General features: G+C 33.3%; 22 protein-coding genes and 1 tRNA gene. 11 read left to right on the forward strand and 12 right to left on the reverse strand.

Going from position 1 to position 21839, the window contains the following annotated elements; translation table 11 throughout:
* Positions 1 to 65: 65 nt before the first annotated feature.
* From FG167_RS05170 to FG167_RS05205, 8 genes are all read left to right on the forward strand, one after another.
* A complete protein-coding gene (locus FG167_RS05170; protein ID WP_203460353.1) occupies positions 66 to 713 on the forward strand; it encodes a thymidine kinase in 648 nt (215 codons plus the stop codon).
* Positions 706 to 1812 carry an alanine racemase gene (gene alr, locus FG167_RS05175; RefSeq protein ID WP_203460354.1) on the forward strand — a complete coding sequence of 369 codons (1107 nt, stop codon included), beginning with the start codon at positions 706 to 708 and terminating at the stop codon, positions 1810 to 1812. Before FG167_RS05170 ends, alr begins: the two co-directional genes overlap by 8 nt.
* Positions 1813 to 1902: 90 nt before the next feature.
* Positions 1903 to 2307 (forward strand): large conductance mechanosensitive channel protein MscL, encoded by a 405-nt coding sequence (gene mscL, locus FG167_RS05180; protein ID WP_203460355.1) that lies wholly within the window; start codon positions 1903 to 1905, stop codon positions 2305 to 2307.
* A 171-nt stretch (positions 2308 to 2478) separates the two neighbouring features.
* Positions 2479 to 3468, forward strand: coding sequence for an aspartate-semialdehyde dehydrogenase (locus FG167_RS05185; RefSeq protein WP_203460356.1), 990 nt, complete (start codon positions 2479 to 2481; stop codon positions 3466 to 3468).
* Between the two features lie 98 nt (positions 3469 to 3566).
* On the forward strand, positions 3567 to 4676 hold the full coding sequence (locus tag FG167_RS05190; protein ID WP_203460357.1) for a hypothetical protein: 1110 nt from the start codon (positions 3567 to 3569) through the stop codon (positions 4674 to 4676).
* A 14-nt stretch (positions 4677 to 4690) separates the two neighbouring features.
* A complete protein-coding gene (locus tag FG167_RS05195) occupies positions 4691 to 7156 on the forward strand; it encodes an FG-GAP-like repeat-containing protein (protein ID WP_203460358.1) in 2466 nt (821 codons plus the stop codon).
* 87 nt (positions 7157 to 7243) lie between these two features.
* Positions 7244 to 9412 (forward strand): prolyl oligopeptidase family protein, encoded by a 2169-nt coding sequence (locus FG167_RS05200; RefSeq protein WP_203460359.1) that lies wholly within the window; start codon positions 7244 to 7246, stop codon positions 9410 to 9412.
* A 295-nt stretch (positions 9413 to 9707) separates the two neighbouring features.
* Positions 9708 to 10619: an ABC transporter ATP-binding protein gene (locus FG167_RS05205; protein ID WP_203460360.1), complete on the forward strand. Its 912-nt coding sequence runs from the start codon at positions 9708 to 9710 to the stop codon at positions 10617 to 10619.
* A gap of 57 nt (positions 10620 to 10676) precedes the next feature.
* On the opposite strand, the gene FG167_RS05210 is transcribed toward FG167_RS05205, so the two are convergent.
* The 9 genes from FG167_RS05210 to pdxA all read right to left on the reverse strand — a co-directional run bounded on the left by FG167_RS05210 (position 10677) and on the right by pdxA (position 18214).
* The gene (locus FG167_RS05210) at positions 10677 to 11138 is read right to left on the reverse strand and encodes a 3-oxoacyl-ACP synthase (protein ID WP_203460361.1); all 462 of its coding nucleotides are present in this window, start codon (positions 11136 to 11138) and stop codon (positions 10677 to 10679) included.
* On the reverse strand, positions 11131 to 11856 hold the full coding sequence (gene mtgA, locus FG167_RS05215; RefSeq protein ID WP_239004447.1) for a monofunctional biosynthetic peptidoglycan transglycosylase: 726 nt from the start codon (positions 11854 to 11856) through the stop codon (positions 11131 to 11133). Before mtgA ends, FG167_RS05210 begins: the two co-directional genes overlap by 8 nt.
* The gene (locus FG167_RS05220; protein WP_203460362.1) at positions 11856 to 12968 is read right to left on the reverse strand and encodes an FAD-binding oxidoreductase; all 1113 of its coding nucleotides are present in this window, start codon (positions 12966 to 12968) and stop codon (positions 11856 to 11858) included. Before FG167_RS05220 ends, mtgA begins: the two co-directional genes overlap by 1 nt.
* 237 nt (positions 12969 to 13205) lie before the next feature.
* A complete protein-coding gene (gene accC, locus FG167_RS05225) occupies positions 13206 to 14561 on the reverse strand; it encodes an acetyl-CoA carboxylase biotin carboxylase subunit (RefSeq protein ID WP_203460363.1) in 1356 nt (451 codons plus the stop codon).
* A gap of 86 nt (positions 14562 to 14647) precedes the next feature.
* The gene (gene accB, locus FG167_RS05230; RefSeq protein ID WP_203460364.1) at positions 14648 to 15133 is read right to left on the reverse strand and encodes an acetyl-CoA carboxylase biotin carboxyl carrier protein; all 486 of its coding nucleotides are present in this window, start codon (positions 15131 to 15133) and stop codon (positions 14648 to 14650) included.
* A gap of 35 nt (positions 15134 to 15168) precedes the next feature.
* A complete protein-coding gene (locus tag FG167_RS05235) occupies positions 15169 to 16164 on the reverse strand; it encodes a beta-ketoacyl-ACP synthase III (protein ID WP_203460365.1) in 996 nt (331 codons plus the stop codon).
* Positions 16165 to 16343: 179 nt separating this feature from the next.
* Complete coding sequence (gene rpmF, locus FG167_RS05240) at positions 16344 to 16547, reverse strand: 50S ribosomal protein L32 (RefSeq protein ID WP_055444173.1); 204 nt, start codon at positions 16545 to 16547, stop codon at positions 16344 to 16346.
* 8 nt (positions 16548 to 16555) lie between these two features.
* Positions 16556 to 17095, reverse strand: a complete 540-nt coding sequence (locus FG167_RS05245) for a DUF177 domain-containing protein (protein WP_203460366.1) — start codon at positions 17093 to 17095, stop codon at positions 16556 to 16558.
* 72 nt (positions 17096 to 17167) lie between these two features.
* Entirely contained in the window at positions 17168 to 18214 is a 1047-nt protein-coding gene (gene pdxA / locus FG167_RS05250) for a 4-hydroxythreonine-4-phosphate dehydrogenase PdxA (protein ID WP_203460367.1), read from the reverse strand.
* A gap of 62 nt (positions 18215 to 18276) precedes the next feature.
* On the opposite strand from pdxA, the gene FG167_RS05255 reads away from it, so the two are divergent.
* Positions 18277 to 18870 carry a riboflavin synthase gene (locus tag FG167_RS05255; RefSeq protein ID WP_203460368.1) on the forward strand — a complete coding sequence of 198 codons (594 nt, stop codon included), beginning with the start codon at positions 18277 to 18279 and terminating at the stop codon, positions 18868 to 18870.
* Here the strand turns inward: FG167_RS05255 and FG167_RS17470 are convergent.
* From FG167_RS17470 to mce, 3 genes are all read right to left on the reverse strand, one after another.
* Complete coding sequence (locus FG167_RS17470; RefSeq protein WP_255564196.1) at positions 18867 to 18992, reverse strand: hypothetical protein; 126 nt, start codon at positions 18990 to 18992, stop codon at positions 18867 to 18869. The two genes, FG167_RS05255 and FG167_RS17470, sit on opposite strands and share 4 nt — an antisense overlap.
* A 210-nt stretch (positions 18993 to 19202) precedes the next feature.
* Positions 19203 to 19276: transfer RNA gene (locus tag FG167_RS05265), tRNA-Ile, on the reverse strand.
* A 78-nt stretch (positions 19277 to 19354) separates the two neighbouring features.
* Entirely contained in the window at positions 19355 to 19756 is a 402-nt protein-coding gene (mce, locus tag FG167_RS05270) for a methylmalonyl-CoA epimerase (protein ID WP_203460370.1), read from the reverse strand.
* Positions 19757 to 19942: 186 nt separating this feature from the next.
* On the opposite strand from mce, the gene rbfA reads away from it, so the two are divergent.
* Both rbfA and FG167_RS05280 read left to right on the forward strand, forming a co-directional pair.
* Complete coding sequence (gene rbfA, locus FG167_RS05275) at positions 19943 to 20338, forward strand: 30S ribosome-binding factor RbfA (RefSeq protein WP_203460371.1); 396 nt, start codon at positions 19943 to 19945, stop codon at positions 20336 to 20338.
* Between the two features lie 67 nt (positions 20339 to 20405).
* The gene (locus FG167_RS05280) at positions 20406 to 21611 is read left to right on the forward strand and encodes an FtsX-like permease family protein (RefSeq protein ID WP_203460372.1); all 1206 of its coding nucleotides are present in this window, start codon (positions 20406 to 20408) and stop codon (positions 21609 to 21611) included.
* Positions 21612 to 21839: the final 228 nt, after the last annotated feature.

The raw sequence follows: 21839 nt of genomic DNA on the forward strand, positions 1-21839 counted from the left end.
TAATAAATTTGCGTCACCTTTATGCAAAACGAAAAAAGGTTTTGTTTTAGTGTTAAAATTACAAAATGTTTCTTGAAAATACAGTAAATCAAAAAGAACAATTTGGTTGGATTGAAGTAATCTGCGGATCTATGTTCTCTGGGAAAACCGAAGAATTAATTCGAAGGCTTAAGCGTGCGCAATTTGCAAAGCAAAAAGTAGAGATCTTTAAACCTGCCATAGATGTGCGTTACGATGAAGAAATGGTTGTTTCTCATGATGCTAACGAAATTCGCTCCACCCCAGTACCTGCTGCTGCTAATATTCCAATTTTAGCAGACGGTTGCGATGTAGTTGGTATTGATGAAGCACAATTTTTTGATGACGAAATTGTACGTGTTTGTAATGACTTAGCAAACAAAGGCATTCGTGTTATTGTTGCTGGCTTAGATATGGATTTTAAAGGAAACCCTTTTGGCCCTATGCCAAATTTAATGGCTACTGCAGAATACGTTACTAAAGTACATGCGGTTTGCACAAGAACAGGGAATTTGGCACAATATAGCTTTAGAAAATCACTGAATGACAATCTGGTATTACTTGGTGAAACCGATGAATATGAGCCTTTAAGTCGTGCTGCATACTACAAAGCTACTATGCGCGAAAAAATAAAGTCTATGAAAGTAGAAGACGCCCAAGAACTTTCTACCAAAGAAAACAAACCCAATGTCTAAGGTTCAAGAAACAACCCTTGAGATAGATTTAAAAGCGCTTTCGCATAACCACAAATACCTTAAATCTAAGCTACAACCTAAAACCAAATTTTTAGCAGTTGTTAAAGCTTTTGCTTATGGTAGCGATGCGGAAGAAATAGCAAAACATCTTCAAGATTTAGATGTCGATTATTTTGCTGTTGCTTATATTAATGAAGGTGTTGCGCTTCGTGATGCAGGAATTACTAAACCAATTTTAGTATTGCATCCTCTAGCTGTAAATTTTCAAACACTTATAGAACGTTGTTTAGAACCAAGTATTTATAGTCTTAAAATTTTAAAAGAATTTATAGCTGTTGCTGCCAAAGAAAAACAACAAAATTATCCTATTCACATAAAGTTTAACACCGGACTGAATAGATTAGGCTTTAATACCGAAGAAATAGATACAATCATTCCACTATTAAAAAATAATGCTTCGATAAAAGTAACCTCTATATTTTCGCATTTGGCAGCTAGCGAAGATTTAAATGAAAAGGAATTTACTTTGAATCAAATTGCGAAATTTAAAAATATTGCTGAAATATTCAGCAAAAAAATAGCATACCAACCAATACTTCATATGTGTAATACTTCAGGAATATTAAATTATCCTGAAGCACATTTTGATATGGTTAGAAGTGGAATTGGTTTATATGGTTTTGGTAATTCGGAAAAAGAGAATAAAAATTTCACGCCTATTTCTATACTTAAATCTGTTATTTCCCAAATTCACACCATACATAAAGGAGAATCTTTAGGTTATAACAGAGCATATACGGCAACTAAAACCACAAAAACAGCAACCATTCCCATTGGTCATGCAGATGGTATTGGTAGACAATACGGAAATGGTATTGGTTTTGTTACTATAAACGAGCAAAAAGCACCTATTGTTGGTAATGTTTGTATGGACATGATTATGGTAGATGTAACCAGTATTGACTGTAATGAAGGAGATGAAATTATCATTTTTGGAAATCACCCAACTGCCGAAATATTAGCAAATAAAACAAACTCCATTTCTTATGAGTTGCTAACTTCTATATCTCAACGTGTAAAAAGAACATTTCATCGTTAAAAAATGCTACAACTGAATTAATTTCTTATATTTTGTTAAAATTTTAACTATTTTCGCTTTAAATAAATTAACTAAAAAAAAACATTTATCATGTTAAAAGAATTTAAGAATTTTATTATGACTGGTAACGTGATTGATTTCGCAGTTGCTGTAATTATGGCCGGAGCTCTTGGAGCTGTTATAAACGGTTTCGTATCTAAAATCGCTATGCCTCTTATTGGTTTAGTAACTGGAGGAAAAAGTTTCTCAGACAACTTTTGGACTCCTGGAGATGAAGTCTATGCAACTGTTGCAGCTGCAAAAGAAGCAGGCGTTGCCGCTGTAGAATATGGTGCGTGGATTGACACTATTATTAGCTTACTTGTTGTTGGTTTTGTAATGTTCTTAATTGTAAAAGCATACAATAAAACAAAAACTCCTCCAGCACCTGCTGCACCTGCTGGACCATCTCAAGAAGATTTACTTGCAGAAATTAGAGATTTATTAAAAAAGTAATCTGTTTTAATAAAAACTCTATTAATTATATAATATTCATATAATTACTAAAAAAGCCTCCTTTTATTTAAAATGGGGCTTTTTTTATGCGCTATTTTTAGCAAAAAAAACGTTGTATATTAAAGGTTTGCATTAATAAATGGTATAATTTTGTAATCTAAATTTTATAAAATGAAAGTAGCTGTAGTTGGTGCCACTGGAATGGTTGGTGAAGTAATGAGACAAGTTCTTGTAGAGCGTAATTTTCCTGTAACAGAATTTATTCCTGTTGCTTCAGAAAGATCTGTTGGAAAAGATATTTCATATAATAATAAAAACTACAAAGTGGTTGGTTTACAAACAGCTGTAGACATGAAACCAGATATCGCTATTTTTTCTGCTGGAGGAGGTACATCATTAGATTGGGCTCCAAAATTTGCAGCAGTAGGAACGGTAGTTATAGATAATTCTTCTGCTTGGAGAATGGATCCAACAAAAAAATTAGTAGTTCCAGAAATTAATGCCAAAGCGCTTACTAAAGAAGATAAAATTATAGCAAACCCTAATTGTTCTACGATTCAATTAGTATTAGCATTAGCACCATTGCATGAAAAATACAAAATGAAACGCGTTGTTATTTCTACATATCAATCGGTTTCTGGTACAGGTGTTAAAGCGGTACAACAATTAGAAAACGAAATAAATGGTATTGAAGGAGAAATGGCTTACCCATATCCTATTGGCAAAAATGCACTACCACATTGTGATGTTTTTGAAGAAAACGGATACACCAAAGAGGAAATGAAACTCGCTAGAGAACCTCAAAAAATATTTGATGACCGCACTTTTTCTGTTACTGCAACTGCGGTTAGAATACCAACTGCTGGAGGACATTCGGAATCGGTAAATGTAGAATTTGAAAACGACTTCGATTTAAAAGACGTTAGACAATTACTAAGTGAAGCATCAGGTATTATTGTACAAGACAACCCTGCAACCAACACATACCCAATGCCTATTTTAGCACATGGAAAAGACGATGTTTTTGTTGGTAGACTTAGAAGAGACGAAACACAACCAAACACTTTAAATATGTGGATTGTTGCAGATAACCTAAGAAAAGGTGCCGCAACAAACGCTGTTCAAATTGCTGAATATTTAGTAAAAAACCATTTGGTTTAAACATTTAAAACTACTTTAACATAAATATTGCTGTAGTTCAACCTGTTTAACATTAAATTAATATAAAAAATTGTAACTTAATAGCCATTTTTAAAACTATGGTTAAAAAGTTACTTTTTGTTTTTTCTTGTTTTTTTATTAGCGCACTTTTTTATTCTTGTGACTCTGATGATAATTATATATCCATCGAAGAACCAGAAATAATAGAAGTACCAGAAACGTCTCCTGTAGTTTTTGATATAACGCAAGTGCCTTATGCTACCCTTTCAGAATACAACTTTTTTAAAGGGGATCTTAAAAACTTAAATCCAGTATATGGTGTATTACCTTACGATTTAAGTTCTACTCTTTTTTCAGATTATGCAAAAAAGAAACGCTTTATCTGGATGCCTTCCAATGTTAAAGCAAATTACAATGGAGATCACGAAATACTCAACTTCCCGATTGGTACTATCTTAATCAAAAATTTCTATTACAATAATGTTTTACCTAACAATGAAACAAAAATAATAGAAACCAGATTATTGATTAATAAAGCAGATGGTTGGAGTTTTTTAAATTATATCTGGAATGATGCACAAACAGAAGCTCTTTTTAATTTATCTGGAGGTGTAGTAAGCACAGACTGGAACGAAGGAATTGAAACAAAGCACGTAGAATATAGAATACCAAGTGCATCACAATGCCATACTTGCCACAAAACAGGAAATACTTCCATACCAATTGGTCCAAAGCCTAGAAATTTAAATATCGCTTATAATTATGGAAATGGGGATATTAATCAATTACAAAAATGGGCAGATTTTGGCTACTTAGCAGAAAACTATCCTTCAAATATAGAAACACTCCCTAATTGGGAGGACGAAACATTATCTCTAAATTCAAGAGCAAGAGCTTATCTTGATATTAATTGTGCGCATTGTCATTCGGAAGAATCTCATTGTGCTTATAGACCTATTCGATTTAATTTTGATGCGACTTCAAATCCTACCAATTTTGGGGTTTGCGTTGTACCAGATGACAATATTGATGGTGGATTAACACATATCGTAGAACCACGAGACACAAGAAAATCTGTATTGTTCTATAGATTAAATGAAACTGAAGAATCTATTAGAATGCCACTATTAGGCAGAACACTTAGACATACTGAAGGGCTTCAATTAGTTGAAGCGTGGATAAACTCATTAACCATACAATGTAACTAAAAACCAAGAAAAAAATGAAAAAAATTACACTTGTACTTTCCCTAATGCTGTGCTGCTATTTCGCTACCGGACAAGTACTAAACCAAAATGCAAACTGGCCAAACACGAATTGGGATTTAGAGGGCACTTATAATCCAGCACCTCTAATATTTACTGGAAACCCAACGGTAGCTGGAGGAGCTTCAAGTTTTTCTTTTGACGACGACGAAGGAGGTGGAAGTTCAGATAATAATATAGGAGTACAATCTCCTACCATTAATTTAACGAACGCATTTAATGCTGGAGAAACTATTTTAGTGGTCTCTTCTTCATATATACTTAACGTATACGATGATGAAACGTTAAATCTTCAATATTGGAACGCAAATACGAATACTTGGGTAAACTGGGGACCAACATATGATACGGACACTTCGAATGCACCAAATGAAGATTATTGCAATGGTACACCTAACGATTTCCGAAGTGTTGAATTAGATTTTTCAGCGTTTTCAAGTAATCAACTTCAAAACTTTAGATATCGTATTTATTATGATGATAATGATTCTTTTGGATATGGAATTTGTTTTAATTCGCCAAACCTATCTTCTTCAGCCCCTCCAAATTGTCCACAAATCACCGATTTAAGTATTTGTAATGTAACAGATAATTCGGTTGAGGTTTACTGGTCGCCAGGGAACGATGAAGTTACATGGCAAATTGCAATACAAACACAAGGGTCTGGAGCACCTTCTTCTGGTACATCTACCAATACAAATGAAGCCTATTTGATTTCCGGTTTATCTGTGAATTCTAACTATGAAATATATGTTAGATCCCAATGTCCTGATGGAAGTGGATTTAGTCCTTGGACTTCTTTGTCTTTTTCCACAAACAACACTGCTCCGGCACCTAATGCATTTGCTTTTACTCAAAACAATAGTATATCACCTATCAGTGCATCTAGTTATGCGGTTGTAGATATGAACAATGACGGATTAGACGATTTAATTGCCGCTAGTGCTTCTAACCTTCAAATTACTTACCAAACTGAAAACGGCTGTTTCGATGAAACCCTTTATATTACGTCTGCAAATTATGGTCCGGGATGGAGTATTGCAGCTGGAGATTTAGACGGTAACGGATATAACGATTTATTATATGGTGCAGGAAATGGCGTATCTTTTATGATGGCTAATGCAGATGGCACAAGTTACATACAGTCTTTTAATACTACAGATTATGTTTTCTCACAACGTTCCAATTTTGTAGATATTAATAATGATGGTAATTTAGATGCTTTTGTTTGTCATGATGTAGAGCCAAACGTATATTTTATTAATGATGGAACTGGTAATTTAGCCTTTTTCCAGGGACCTTCTTCTGGTGTTCCTAACGGAATAGGTATACATCCAGATGGTGGAAATTACGGAACCGTTTGGGTGGATTATGATAATGATGGGGATTCCGATATGTTTATTGCTAAATGTAGAGGTGGTGACGTAACACATAAAATAAATGAACTGTGGCGTAATGACGGAAATGGTGTCTTCACAAATGTTGCAGCAGATCCTGGTGTAAACCTTGCAGATCCTGTACAAACTTGGTCTTCTGCTTGGGCAGATTATGACAATGATGGAGATATGGATGCGTATATTGGAGCAAGTTCTAGTTCTGATGGTAGCCATAAATACATGTTAAATAATGGGGATGGTACTTTTACATACGCAACTGCGCCTAGTGGTGCTCCTTACGGAATTGAAAATGCTCCTGCAGATTTTAATAATGATGGTTATGTAGATATTCTATCCAATGGTAGAGTGTTACTTAATAATGGGAATAATACTTTTACTGTTGTAAATACAGGAATGCCACCTAGTGGTGCCATTGGTGATCTTAACAACGATGGTTTTTTAGATGTATTTGGAAGAACAAGTAATGTAGGTTCCCTTTATATAAACAATCCTAACGAAAATAATTGGATTAAAATAAGAACACAAGGAACCTCAAGTAATTACAATGGTATTGGCGCTAGAGTTGAAATTGTTACGCCTTCTGGAACACAAATTAGAGATGTAAGAAGTGGCGAAGGGTTTGAATTTATGAGTAGTCTAAACACCCACTTTGGTATTGGTACAGACACCGAAATTACTAGTCTAACCATTAAATGGCCTTCTGGAACAGTAGATGTTATTTTAAATCCAAATATTAATGAAACCATCACAGCCATTGAAGGAGATAATCCATTGAGTATAAACAATAATGTACTAGAAGAAGATCTTGTTATTTATCCGAACCCTGCAAAAGATATGGTTACTATTAGTTCTTCCATTCCATTAAACAATGCGAAGTATACTATATATGATATTACAGGAAAACAAATTCTAAATGCTAGCTTAAAAGCGAATACTATTAATGTTTCCAAATTAAGCACAGGAATATATGTATTAAAAATCACTGTAGACGGAAAAAGCAAAACACAAAAAATAATAAAACAATAATTCTATAAATTTTTCTTAAAAGCTCTACTATTCATTTATTAGAGCTTTTTTTATGCTATTTTTATACCAATTATAAATTCTCCAAAAATGAATAAAATAACCCTTTGTTTAATTACACTAATTACCATAATGGCTTGTAAAGAAGAAAAGAAACAAGTAGAAAGAAACATTTCAGTTAACTATCCAGAAACGAAAAAAGTAGATACCGTTACAAATTATTTTGGTGTTGATGTAAAAGACCCTTATCGCTGGCTTGAAGACGATAAAAGCGTAGAAACAGAGAATTGGGTAAAGGCACAAAACCAAGCAACATACAGTTATTTAAACAATATTCCCTATAGAAAAGAATTAAAAGAACGTCTTGAAAAACTTTGGAATTACGAAAAAGTAGGCGCTCCATTTAACGAAGGAGATTATACGTATTTTTATAAAAACGATGGCCTACAAAACCAATATGTAATTTACAGACACAAAAAAGGAAGTAGTCCAGATACCGCGGAAGTATTTCTAGATCCGAATACATTTTCGGAGGATGGAACCGTTTCTTTAGGAGGAACGAGTTTTTCAAAAGACGGAAAAACATTAGCCTATGCTATTTCGGAAGGTGGAAGTGATTGGAGGAAGATTTTAATCCTGGATACCGAAACAAAAGAGATTATGGAAGATACTTTAGTCGATATTAAATTTAGCGGTATGTCTTGGTTTAAAAACGAAGGTTTCTATTATTCTAGTTACGACAAACCTAAAGGAAGCGAGCTTTCAGCTAAAACCGATCAGCACAAAGTTTACTATCACAAACTTGGAACGCCTCAAAAAGAAGATGCGCTAATTTTTGGTGGTACGCCTTCCGAAAAACACAGATATATCTACGGAACCGTTACAGAAGACAATAAGTATTTGCTAATTTCACCAAGAGTTTCTACTTCGGGAAACAAGCTTTACATCAAAGACTTATCGAATCCTAACAATCCGTTAGTAACCATTTTAGACCATACAGATAGTGATACTTATGTTATCGATAATATTGGTAGCAAGCTATTTTTAGTAACCAATCTAAATGCGCCTAATAAAAAAATTGTAACTGTAGATGCTGCAAATCCGACACCTGAAAACTGGAAAGATTTTATTCCGGAAACAGAGTATGTTTTAAGTCCTTCAACAGGAGGCGGATATTTCTTTACAGAATATATGGTCGATGCTATTTCTAAAGTAAAACAATATGACTATGACGGAAAATTCATAAGAGACATCCAACTTCCAGGAGTAGGAAATGCTGGTGGATTTGGCGGAAAAAAAGAAGAGAAAATAGATTACTTTTCCTTTACCAACTACAATACACCATCTAGTATTTATAAATTAAATGTAGATACTGGTGCATCTGAATTGTACTGGAAACCGAGTATAGATTTCAATACGGAAGACTATATCAGCAAACAAGTATTTTACAACTCTAAGGATGGTACCAAAGTACCGATGATAATTACTCACAAAAAAGGCGTAGAACTTAACGGAAAAAACCCGACCATTCTTTATGGTTATGGCGGATTCAATGTAAGTTTAAATCCGTCTTTTAGTATTACTAATGCCGTTTGGATGGAACAAGGCGGAATTTATGCAGTTCCTAATCTTCGTGGTGGTGGTGAATACGGAAAAGAATGGCACAAAGCAGGAACACAATTAAAAAAACAAAATGTATTTGATGACTTTATTGCTGCTGCAGAATACCTAATAGCAAACAATTATACTTCTAGCGATTATTTAGCAATTCGCGGTGGTTCTAATGGTGGTTTACTAGTTGGTGCAACCATGACGCAACGTCCAGATTTAATGAAAGTAGCATTACCTGCTGTTGGTGTTTTAGATATGTTACGTTATCACACATTTACAGCTGGAGCAGGTTGGGCTTATGATTACGGAACCGCAGAAGACAACAAAGAAATGTTTGAATACCTGAAAGGTTATTCTCCAGTACACAATGTAAAAGAAGGCGTACAATATCCTGCAACCCTAATAACCACAGGAGATCATGATGATCGCGTTGTACCAGCACATAGTTTTAAATTTGCTGCAGAATTACAAGACAAGCAAACAGGAAATAATCCTACTTTAATTAGAATTGAAACCGATGCAGGACATGGTGCAGGAACTCCGGTTAGTAAAACCATTGAGCAATACGCAGATATTTTCGGATTTACGTTATATAATATGGGATTTGATGTGCTACCAAGCAAAATGAAAGAAAAAATAAAAGGATAATTATTTGTCACACGCAGCGCATTTAGCATCCGAAGCTTTAGCGAATCTAGTGTCGAAATGTCTAATTAATAAAATTGTACTAAAACCGCTCTTCTTAAAAGTTGCGCGGTTTTTTTATGCTATTTTTGTAATACCAATCATCATTTAAAACTATTGTAAAATAAAATGATGATTTATTGCTTTATACGAGTAATAAAAATAAAGCATAGCTTTTGTTACGGTTTCTTTTTCTTATGAAGTAAAAAGTAATAAAGGGTGTTTTATTTCGGTAATTTTAAATGATAACTGGTATAAAATGCTGCAAGTAAAAAACATCACCTTTTCTTATAATAAAACACCCGTTTTAAAGGATATTTCCTTTACGGTAAAACCCGGAGAACACCTTTCTATTATTGGTGAAAGTGGCTCTGGAAAAAGTACTTTATTAAAAGTCCTTTATGGTGAATATGATACAGAAAAAGGAAACATTTTTTGGCAAGACGAAGAAATTCTAGGACCAAAACACAATCTAGTTATTGGCCATGATTTCATGAAATACGTAGCGCAAGAATTTGATTTGATGCCTTATATTTCTGTCGAAGAAAACATCGCGAAGTTCCTATCTCGTTTTTATCCAGAAGAAAAACAGAAACGAGTAGCAGAATTAATAGAAGTGGTAGAGCTTACCAACGTTGCAAAAACCAAAGTGAAATTATTAAGTGGCGGACAAAAACAACGTGTGGCACTTGCAAGAGCTTTAGCAAAACAACCAGAAATTATTTTACTGGATGAACCTTTTAGCCACATCGATAATTTTAAAAAACAATCCCTTCGCAGAAGTGTTTTTAAATATTTAAAAGAAAATAATATAGCTTGTATTGTTGCTACACACGACAAAGAAGATGTATTGGGTCATGCCGATAAAATGATTGTTTTAAACAACCATAAAATAGCAATTAACGATACTCCTGAAAATTTATATAAAGATCCTAAAACGCCATTAATTGCTTCGTTTTTTGGAGAATTTAATGTGATAGATGGTAAAATAATTTATGCACATCAATTACAGGTAGTTGAAAAATCAAATTTAGAAGTAGTCGTTAAACAGTCTTATTTTAAAGGGAATTGTTATTTGGTGGAAGCGGATTTGGAAGGTGAGGTTGTGTTATTTGAGAGCAAAATGAAGTTTAAAAACAATGAAGTTGTGTATCTTGAATTATTAAAATAATTCATTTTTAATTTCAAATATTTACCTAGACTAACTTCTGTTGCTCTACATTTTTATTTACACCACTTTTTTTACCTCAAACGTCAAATCCCTAAACAAAACTGCATCCCCAACACCTTTTCCAAATAGCAATTTCCCAATAGGTGTATTTGGTGAAATCGCATAAAAATTCTCTTTATCTACCGTCAATTCTCCTGCACTAATAGCAATATAATAGTTCGCTTTTGTGGTATATACGACACTTCCTAAACCAATGGTTGGACTCGTTTTTTCGACACTTATTTTAGAAAGTGCTTCTTTAACCTTTACAATTTCAGAGAGTTGATTTCCTGCTTTTTCACGTTCTAGTTGTAACATGGCACGACCAGTTTCATGCTTATCTCCAGCACTACTTTTGGTTTCGCTAGTTAAGGATTCTTGGATTTCATTGATGGTTTTTTGCACCGTTAATAACCTGTTTTCTATAAACTGAAAACAAGTATCATATAGGTTTTTCTTTAAATGTAACGTACTACTCATTGCTCTTAAAATCTAAGGTTCCAAAATAAACCATTTGTTTTACAATCCACCTTTTTCTAGAATTTATGTAGCTTGTTGGTGGATTTGCTTTATACCTTCTCGGATTTGGTAAAATAGCAGCAATGGCAGCTGCTTCTTGTTGTGATAATCTGGAAGCCGATTTTTTAAACCAATATTGCGAAGCGGCTTCTACACCATAAATACCATTTCCCATTTCTATGCTATTTAAATACACTTCTAAAATCCGCTCTTTGCTCCAAATTTTTTCTATTAAAAAGGTGAAATAGGTTTCTAAACCTTTGCGTAACCAACTGCGTTCTGGCCAAAGAAAAACATTTTTTGCAGTTTGTTGGCTTATCGTACTTCCTCCTTTAATTCGTTTTCCTTTTTTATTATGCTGAAAAGCTTTTTCAATAGCTTTATAATCAAAACCAGTATGGTTTAAAAAATTTTGATCTTCGCTACAAAGGACCGCAATTTGTACATTTTTTGAAATATGATCCATAGCAACCCAATCGTGTTTCCAAACAATATCTTTACCTTCTTGATATTGTTCTACACTTCTAATTAGCATTAATGGCGTAGCGGGAACTGGAACCTTTTTATATAAGAAAACGAGAACTACAGAAAACACTACCAACCAAAAGATACATTTTATAACAAATCGGAAAAGTCTTTGCAACAGATTCTCTGGTTGCTTCTTTTTTGGTTTAGCCATTATACTAGATCCGCTAATTCTTTACCCACCAAACTACCAATTGCAATGCCCATTCCTCCAAGTCTTACACCGCAAAACACATTAGTACTTAGTTGTTTTACTATTGCTTTTTTCTGAGTACCAACGCCCATAATACCACTCCATCGATGGTCAATTTCAAAAGGAGTTTCTGGTAAAATAGTGCTTTTTAAAAGTTCCTCTAGTTTGTTTTGAATGATTGCTGTTTGGTGTAATTCGGTAGTTTCTTCGGTTTTAAAATCTAGATTTCTTCCGCCGCCAAATAAAACTCTATCGTCAATATTTCTAAAATAATAATAGCCTTTATCTAAATGAAAGGTGCCTTTTATGTGTAGGTTTTTTATTGGTTTGGTAATTAAAACTTGTGCTCTTGCTGGTTTTACTTCTAGAATATTTAATTGCGAAGCAAAGCCATTGGTTGCTATTAATAATTTAGAAGAGGAAAAGGAAAACGAATTGGTTTCTATTTTTACCCCATTTGCATCTTCTGAAAAATTAGTAACCGACACATTATTTAAAATTTTAATGCCTTTAGAAAGTGCTTTTTGAAGCAATGCATCCATCATTTTACCAGTATCTATTTGTCCTTCAAACTGGTTGAAAATATAATTTTCTTCAATATTTTTAAAGCGGAATATGTTTTCTTTTAAACTAAAAACGGCTGCATTAAAAACAGGTTTTAGCAGATTATTTATATCTTCCTTTTTAGAAAGACATTCTTGAAACAAATCGGAATCCTGTTTGGTAAACAATTCATAACCTCCTAACTGTTGGTAGTCAATTATTTTGTCTCCTAACGTGTTTCTTAAAAGCTGTAAGCCATGTACGCGTTTTTTCACAAGCTCTATAACTTCTTGTTCTGTATGCGTGTTTAAATCGTCTAGAATTTCGCTTAGGCTACCAAAACAGGAAAACCCTGCGTTTTTGGTACTTGCTCCTTGTGGTAAGGTTCCTTTTTCTAGAATAAGAATATTGGCTTTTGGAAATTTTTCTTTTAGTTGCAAGGCGCAATTAAGTCCGACAATACCACTACCAACAATAGTATAGTCTATGTTACTGAGCCATGTTTTTATTTCCCAATAGGATAAGTTCATATTGCTAATTTAGGATTTTAATTGGAAGTACTAAACTGTGTTAAGGATAGCAGCGGCATCCTTTTTGTTTTTTTTACAAAAAGATATAGCGAATAGCCTGACTTTTGCTATTTGAGGCAAAAGAAACACCATAAAAAAACTCCGAAATTGCTTTCGGAGTTTAATGTTTTTCCATTATTAAAGGAATACTATTATATTTTGAAACTTCTAGTCCAATATCGAGAAGCACATTTTTAATTAGTCTTCTTCTTCTTTTGGTTTCATTACAAAATCTTCCATAAATTTAGTCGTATAATTTCCTGCTAAATAATCTGGATGATCCATTAACTGTCTATGAAAAGGAATGGTTGTTTTTATTCCCTCGATCACGAACTCGTCTAAAGCACGTTTCATTTTATGAATAGCTTCTTCTCTAGTTTGCGCAGTTGTAATTAACTTTGCAATCATAGAATCGTAGTTTGGCGGAATGCTATACCCTGCGTACACGTGTGTATCTAAACGTACTCCGTGTCCTCCAGGAGCGTGTAACGTGGTTATTTTTCCTGGCGAAGGTCTAAAATTATTATACGGATCTTCGGCATTAATACGACATTCTATAGAGTGTAATTGTGGTAAATAGTTTTTACCTGAAATTGGCACTCCTGCAGCTACAAGAATTTGCTCACGTATCAAATCAAAATCTATTACTTGTTCTGTAATTGGATGTTCTACTTGTATACGCGTATTCATTTCCATAAAGTAGAAATTTCTGTGTTTATCCACTAGAAATTCTACGGTTCCTGCACCTTCGTATTTAATGTATTCGGATGCTTTAACAGCAGCTTCACCCATTTTTTTACGTAGCGCTTTGGTCATAAAAGGAGAAGGAACTTCTTCTGTTAATTTTTGATGACGACGTTGAATAGAGCAATCTCTTTCGGATAAGTGACAAGCACGACCAGTAGAGTCTCCTACAATTTGAATTTCGATATGGCGAGGCTCTTCAATAAGCTTTTCCATATACATATCATCATTTCCAAATGCTGCTTTAGATTCTTGTCTTGCAGAATCCCAAGCTTCTTTAAGGTCTTCGGCTTTCCATACGGCACGCATTCCTTTTCCACCACCACCAGCAGATGCTTTAAGCATTACTGGATAGCCAGTTTCTAGGGCTACTTTTTCGCAATCTTCAAAATCTTCTATTACACCTTCACTTCCTGGGACACATGGTACTCCAGCTTCTATCATGGTTGCTTTGGCATTCGCCTTGTCTCCCATTCTATTAATCATTTCTTCGGAAGCACCAATAAATTTTATATTATGCTCTTCACAAATTTTAGAAAATTTAGCGTTTTCAGACAAAAATCCATATCCTGGATGTATTGCATCTGCATTGGTAATTTCTGCTGCTGCAATGACATTAGACATTTTTAAATAAGACTCGCTACTTGCTGCTGGACCAATACATACGGCTTCGTCTGCAAATTTCACGTGAAGGCTATCTGCATCTGCTGTAGAATATACAGCGACTGTTTTAATGCCCATTTCTTTACAGGTTCTAATTACACGTAATGCAATTTCACCTCTATTGGCAATTAATATTTTTTTGAACATAACTTTTAGGATTAAAAATTTCAAATTCCAAGCTCCAAATTCCAAATATTGGATTTTAAGATTTGTGTATTGGAATTTTTAAAGGGTTATGATGGATCTACTAAAAATAATGGTTGATCAAACTCTACAGGAGAAGAATCATCGACTAAAACTTTTACGATTTTACCAGATACTTCTGATTCTATTTCGTTAAAAAGTTTCATTGCTTCGATGATACATAAAACATCCCCTTCATTAATAGTTTGTCCTACTTCAACAAAAACAGGTTTGTCTGGAGAAGGCTTTCTATATAAAGTTCCAATAATAGGAGACTTAATTGTGATGTATTTTGAGTTGTCTTCTTCTGCAACAGCTGGTATTGCAGGAGTTACATCTGCAACCGGTTGTGGAGCAGCAATTGGCGCTTGTGCCATAGTACCCATTGGTATTTGTTGTACAAATGTTTGGGTTTCTGCTTTATCGTCTCCACCGGTTTTTATGGTAATTTTAATATCGTCAGTTTCTAATTTCACCTCACTTGCACCAGATTTGGCTACAAATTTAATTAGGTTTTGAATGTCTTTAATATCCATAATATTCAAGTTTTAGATTATGATTGTTAGTTAGTTTAAGAATTATAAGCCCATTTTAAATACATGGAGCCCCAAGTAAATCCTCCTCCAAAAGCTGCAAGTATTACTTTGTCACCTTTTTTTAGTTGAGATTCGTAATCGTTTAATAATAAAGGTATTGTTGCTGAAGTAGTGTTTCCATATTTTTCAATATTCATCATTACTTTGCTAGCATCTAAATCCATTCTGTTTGCAGTAGCATCAATAATTCTTTTATTTGCTTGATGTGCTGCTAACCAATCTACATCATCATTAGTAAGATTGTTTTTTTCTAAAATTTTCACACAAGCGTCTGCCATATTAGAAACAGCCCATTTAAACACTGTTTTTCCATCTTGGTATACAAAGTGTTTTTTTGCTTTTACGGTTTCTAAGGTTGCTGGCTCTATAGATCCTCCCGCTGCTACTTGAAGAAACTCTCTTCCGGTGCCATCGCTTCGTAAGTATTCATCTAGAACTCCTAACCCTTCTGTGTTAGGCTCAAAAAGTACAGCTCCTGCCCCGTCACCAAAAATAATACAAGTCGCTCTATCTGTATAATCTATCATAGAGGAGTTCATATCTGCTCCTATTACTAATACCTTTTTATACTTTCCACATTCTATAAAACTAGATGCTGTAGAAGCTGCGTATAAAAAACTAGAGCAGGCAGCATCTAAATCATAAGCAAAAGCATTTGTTGCTCCTATTTGTGAAGCTACAAATACTGCTGTTGCAGATGCTTGCATATCTCTTGTAGCTGTTGCTACTATTACTAATTCTATTTCTTTGGGGTCTAGATTTGCTTTATTTATCAAATCTTTGGCAGCTTCCGTTGCTAAAAAAGAGGTGCCTTTGCCTTTTTCTTTTAATATTCTACGTTCCTTAATTCCTGTTCTAGAAGTTATCCATTCATCATTTGTATCGACTAAAGTTTCCAATATTTGGTTAGTTAATACATATTCTGGAACATATTTACCTACAGCTGTTATTGCTGCTGAGATTTTGCTCATAATTTTGGTGTTAATTTAACCTAAAATCGTTCAAAATTGGCTAAAACGAATTCAGATTTAATAAATCTGGTGTGTTTCAGCTTATTTTGACGCAAATTAAGTTGTTTTTAACGTAAAGAAAAATATATAACAAAAAAAACGCTCACAGTGGAGCGTTTTATTGTATGCACGCATAGTAACTATGCTAAATTTTCTTCTACTTGTGAGTTGTCTATTAAAACTTGTCCTCTGTGGTATAATTTTCCTTCAAACCAGTGTGCTCTATGGTATAAGTGAGCTTCACCTGTTGTTGGGCATGTAGCAACTTGTGGCGCAACTGCTTTATAATGTGTTCTTCTTTTATCTCTTCTTGTTTTTGAGATTTTTCTTTTAGGATGTGCCATTTTTTATATTATTTATCCGTTAATAGTTTCTTAAGTGTATTCCAACGAGGATCTATATCCTCTTTGTTTTCTTTTTCTTCAGCCGATTTAGGGCTAAGTTCTTCTAATTTTTTAAGTATTTCTGAATCTAATGTACCATCTTCAACTCCTGGATGGATTCGTTTATTAGGAACAGCTAAAACAATAAGCTCATAAATATACTGTTGTATATTTATTTCATATTCCCCATGCGAAATGATTAATATGTCCATGTCTTCGTCATTGAACTCCTCTCCAAACTTAACAACCAAATCAAAATCACTTTCAATTTCTTGATCATACGGTTCGTTGGTTACATCGCAATTAACGTTTATAGTTCCCGAAATTTTAAAATTCAATTCTAGTAATGTTGATTTTTTATTTAAAATAACAGCTACTTTAATGTTTGAATCATTAAAATCTTCATACTCAAAATGTTCAAAGAACGATTGTTCAATATTATACTCAAAAAGGTGTTCCCCTGCTTTTAAACCTACAAATGGTATTGTAAATGCTTTCAAATGCTTCATTTTCACATCTATTTTGAGCCTGCAAATATACAAATTTTTATTTACCAAGCACAGTTATAAACATTTTTTTGTTTATATCTTTTTTTGATTGAATTTTAGAGGGTTTTCCGTTAATGCATCATACTCTAATCTATTCTTATAAATTTCAATAGCTTTAAACACTGCCTCCTTGAAAGAACTGTTGTCTGCTAAGTTCTTTCCTGCGATTTCAAAAGCGGTTCCATGATCTGGAGACGTTCTTATTTTGTTTAATCCTGCAGTGTAATTTACACCTTGTCCGAAAGAAAGTGTTTTAAAAGGAATTAATCCTTGATCGTGATAAGAAGCTATTATAGCATCAAAATTTGTGTAATTATTGGAACCAAAAAAGCTATCTGCAGCGTAAGGACCGTAAATTAACTTCCCTGTTTTTTTAATTTCTTCTAATGTTGGCCTTAAAACAGTATCGTCTTCCGTACCAATAACACCATTATCTCCATTGTGCGGATTAATACCTAATACCGCTATTTTAGGCTTTCTAATTTTAAAGTCTTTTTGTAGCGAAGTATAAATAGTTTCTATTTTCTCTTTGATACGTTTCGGCGTAATTTGTGTTGCGACATCTTTTACTGGTACATGATCTGTTAATAAACCAACACGTAGTTTGTCGGCAACCATTAACATTAAACTGTTTCCTTCTAATTCTTGTTCTAAATAATTAGTGTGTCCAGGAAATTTAAAGGTATCCGACTGTATGTTATGCTTATTTATTGGAGCAGTAACTAATACGTCTATGTTTCCGTTTTTTAAAGCGCTTGTAGCAGCTTCCAAAGACTTTATAGCAAACTCCCCTATTTTAAAATCTTCTTTACCGAATTGAATTTTCACATGATCATTCCAAACATTAAAGACATTAATTTTTTGTGGAAGTATTTGATCTAAGCTGTTTATTCCGTTTAAATTCACATCTACTTTAAAATGATTTTTTAAAAAAGTCATTGTTTTTACGGATGCGAAAATAACTGGAGTACAAAATTCTAGCGTTCTAGGATCTTCAAAAGTCTTTAGTACAATCTCTGCTCCTATACCATTTAAGTCTCCAATAGAGATACCTACAATTATATTTTCTTCTTTCTTCATTAATAATGCTAACTTTTGTTTGTAATTTTACTGTTACAAATTTAACTAAATAATCGACAATAATGTTTACTGGAATCATTGAGGAATTAGGAGAGGTAAAACAACTAGATCAAGAGCTTGATAATTTGCACATTACAGTGCAAAGTAATTTTACGCAAGAACTACAAATAGATCAGAGTGTAGCGCATAACGGCGTGTGTTTAACGGTTGTTGCTATTAACAATAACGAATATAAAGTAACAGCAATTAAAGAAACGCTAGAAAAAACAAATTTAAATACGATTAAGGCTGGCGATGTAGTAAATTTAGAAAGAGCGATGAAGCTAGGCGAACGATTAGATGGTCATATTGTACAAGGTCATGTAGATCAAACGGCTACTTGTACGCATGTTGAAAATACTTCGGGAAGTTGGTTATTTACTTTTAAATATGATAGTGGGTTAAATAATATCACTATTGAAAAAGGCTCCATTACTATTAACGGTGTAAGCTTAACAGTTGTAAACTCTAAAAAGGATGCATTTAGCGTAGCTATAATTCCGTATACTTATGAGCACACAAATTTCAAGAATTTTAAAATAGGTACAGTAGTAAATTTAGAATTTGATGTAATTGGAAAATATGTAGCTAGATTGGTAGACCTAAATAAACTTTAAGCTTTAGAGCGAATCGTTTTCACAATACCATATACCAAACCAATACCTAATAACAAGTAAATACCAGCATCTATAGGAAGACCTGGTGGTGGTGGTGGCGCTGGAGGAGGAGGTCCACTCATAGTTTGCGCTACACTAACAAAACTTATTAATAAAAATAAGATTGAGGCAATTATTTTTTTGTTTTGTATCATTCAGTTGTAAATGTATAAAAAAAAGCGACTTAACAAAAAATTCTAAATCTTTTTAGTTGAAAAAAATCTTCTAATTGCAAAAAAACATCGGTAAACTGTTAAATCTTAACACTTTTTCTATACTTATATAAAAAAAAGTGGTCCCACTTGGGCTCGAACCAAGGACCACCTGATTATGAGTCAGGTGCTCTAACCAACTGAGCTATGGGACCATTGACAAATGTCAAACTCTTTATTGCTAAAGAGTGTGCAATATTACTACATATTTTAAAACTCTACAAGAATATTTTTTAAATAATTTCTTGACAAAGCTCTATTAAGACGCCATTCGTACTTTTTGGATGTAAAAAAGCGACTAACTTGTTGTCTGCTCCTTGTTTAGGAATTTCGTTAATTATTTTAAAACCTTCCTGTTTTAATCTTAAAATTTCTTTTTCAATATTATCTACAGCAAAAGCAATATGATGCATTCCTTCTCCTTTCTTTTCTATAAACTTAGCGATTGCGCTATTTTGGTTGGTAGCTTCTAATAATTCAATTTTGTTTTCGCCGACTTTAAAAAACGAGGTCTTTACGCCTTCACTAGCGACTTCTTCTACTTTATAATGCGGTTCACCAAAAAGTTGCGCATATAATTTATTTGCTTTTTCTAAGTCTTTTACAGCAATACCTATGTGTTCAATTTTATTCATGCTTATTTTCCGCGAAAGCGAAAATCATTTTTTAGGTTAACTTATATTTTTTACTAAAATTTATTTTAATGCCTTAAAAATACAATAATCCTTAAATATCAACTATTTTTGCATTGTAGAAGATAAAGTTTATCTTTTATATTGAAATAAGATTTCAGATTATTCTGAATCTAAAATACATTTAAAGTGGAAGAAACGCAAAGACAAAAAAAAATAGGTTCTGTATTACAACGAGATATAGTGGATGTGCTACAAAAAGCAGCATCACAAGGTGGTATGAAAGGAATACTTATTTCTGTTAGTAAAGTAAAAGTAACTATAGATCTTTCTGTTGCTAAAGTGTATTTAAGTATTTTTCCTAATAATAAAGGGAAAGAACTACTAGAAGGTATTAAATCGAATACGCCATTAATTAGACATGAATTAGCGCAACGTACTAGACATCAATTAAGACGTATGCCAAATTTAGAGTTCTTTGTAGATGATTCTTTAGAGTATATTGACAAGATTGAACAGTCTTTAAAAGGAAAAGAGGACCCTATTAACGATCCGGAACTTCTAGGGAAACGTAAAAAGCAATAATTGGTTTTAAAAAACCTTTCCATTATATTTATTACTTAAAACTCATTTTTGTTATTGTAAAATAAACATGCATTTCCCTTTATACATAGCGAAACGTTATTTGCATTCTAAAAGCAGTAACAATGCTATTAATTTTATTACCATAATTGCAGCTGTCGGAATCGTTCTTGGTGCCGCTTCTTTATTTATTGTACTATCTGGTTTTGCTGGTTTAAAAGACTTCACCTTACAATTTACTTCTATTGTCGATCCCGATTTAAAAGCAGAAACCGCCATAGGAAAATCTTTTTTTATTACGGATGACGAATTAGAAAAGCTAGATAATCTAGAAGATATTGTTTCGTATTCTAAAATTATTGAAGATCGTGTTTTTATCGCTTTTGATGAAAAAAACTACCCAAACGCATACATAAAAGGCGTAGATGAAAATTACGAAAAAGTAAATAACATAGACTCTGTAATTCCTTTAGGAAGCTGGCTTACACAAAACACCAACCAAATTGTAGTCGGTTGGGGAATTTCGAGCAACCTCTCTTTTGGTGTATTAGATTATGGTAAACGTGTTAGTTTATATGTAATGAAGCCTGGAAAAGGACAAATTACTTCCGAAAAACAAATATACAACACCTTTCAAGCCATTAATGTCGGTATTTTTGATATTAACGAAGAGCTAAACGACAAATACGTTTACGCACCTTTTAAATTTGCTAAAGAATTGTTAGGCTACAAAGACAATCAAATCTCTGCTATAGAATTTAAACTAAAAGAAGGTTTTAACGAAGAACAAGCAAGAACAAATATTCAAAATATTTTAGGTGATAAAGTGATTTTAAAAAATAGAGCACAATTAAATGATGCGCTTTATAAAATGCTAAACACCGAATATTTAGCCGTTTACCTCATATTCACTTTGGTATTAATCATCGCATTATTTAACGTTATTGGTTCTATAATTATGATGATTCTAGATAAAAAGAAGACCATAAACACCTTATTTAATCTTGGTGCAACCCAAAAAGATATTCAAAACATATTCTTTTATCAAGGGGTTTTAATGACTCTTTTAGGCGGTATTATTGGTTTAATTATTGGAGTACTTCTTATTTTTCTACAGCAAACATTCGCTTTCATAATGATAACACCTTCTTTACCTTATCCTGTTGCATTAAAAGCAATAAACGTAGGAATTGTGTTTTTAACCATTACCGTTTTGGGGGTTATTGCTTCCAAAATTGCTTCTGCAAGAATTACTAAAAATTTAGTGTCTAATTAGTTTTTGGGCAAGTTGCCTGAAAAAGGCAAACAGGCTTTCCGTTATATCTTTTTTTCTCGATACATTTTGCTCATGCTTCGCAAAACACTCGAACTGACATAAAAAAGGATGCCACTGCAATCCTTCTTGCGTGTACTTGCTATGGTTAAGGTTTAATTAAAAGGAAAGTAATTACTTAAAAAAATCTATTTTGTTGCAGCTTCGCGCAATTTGCAAACTCTCCGCTTT

It is taken from the genome of Lacinutrix sp. WUR7, assembly GCF_016864015.1.
GTDB lineage: Bacteria > Bacteroidota > Bacteroidia > Flavobacteriales > Flavobacteriaceae > Oceanihabitans.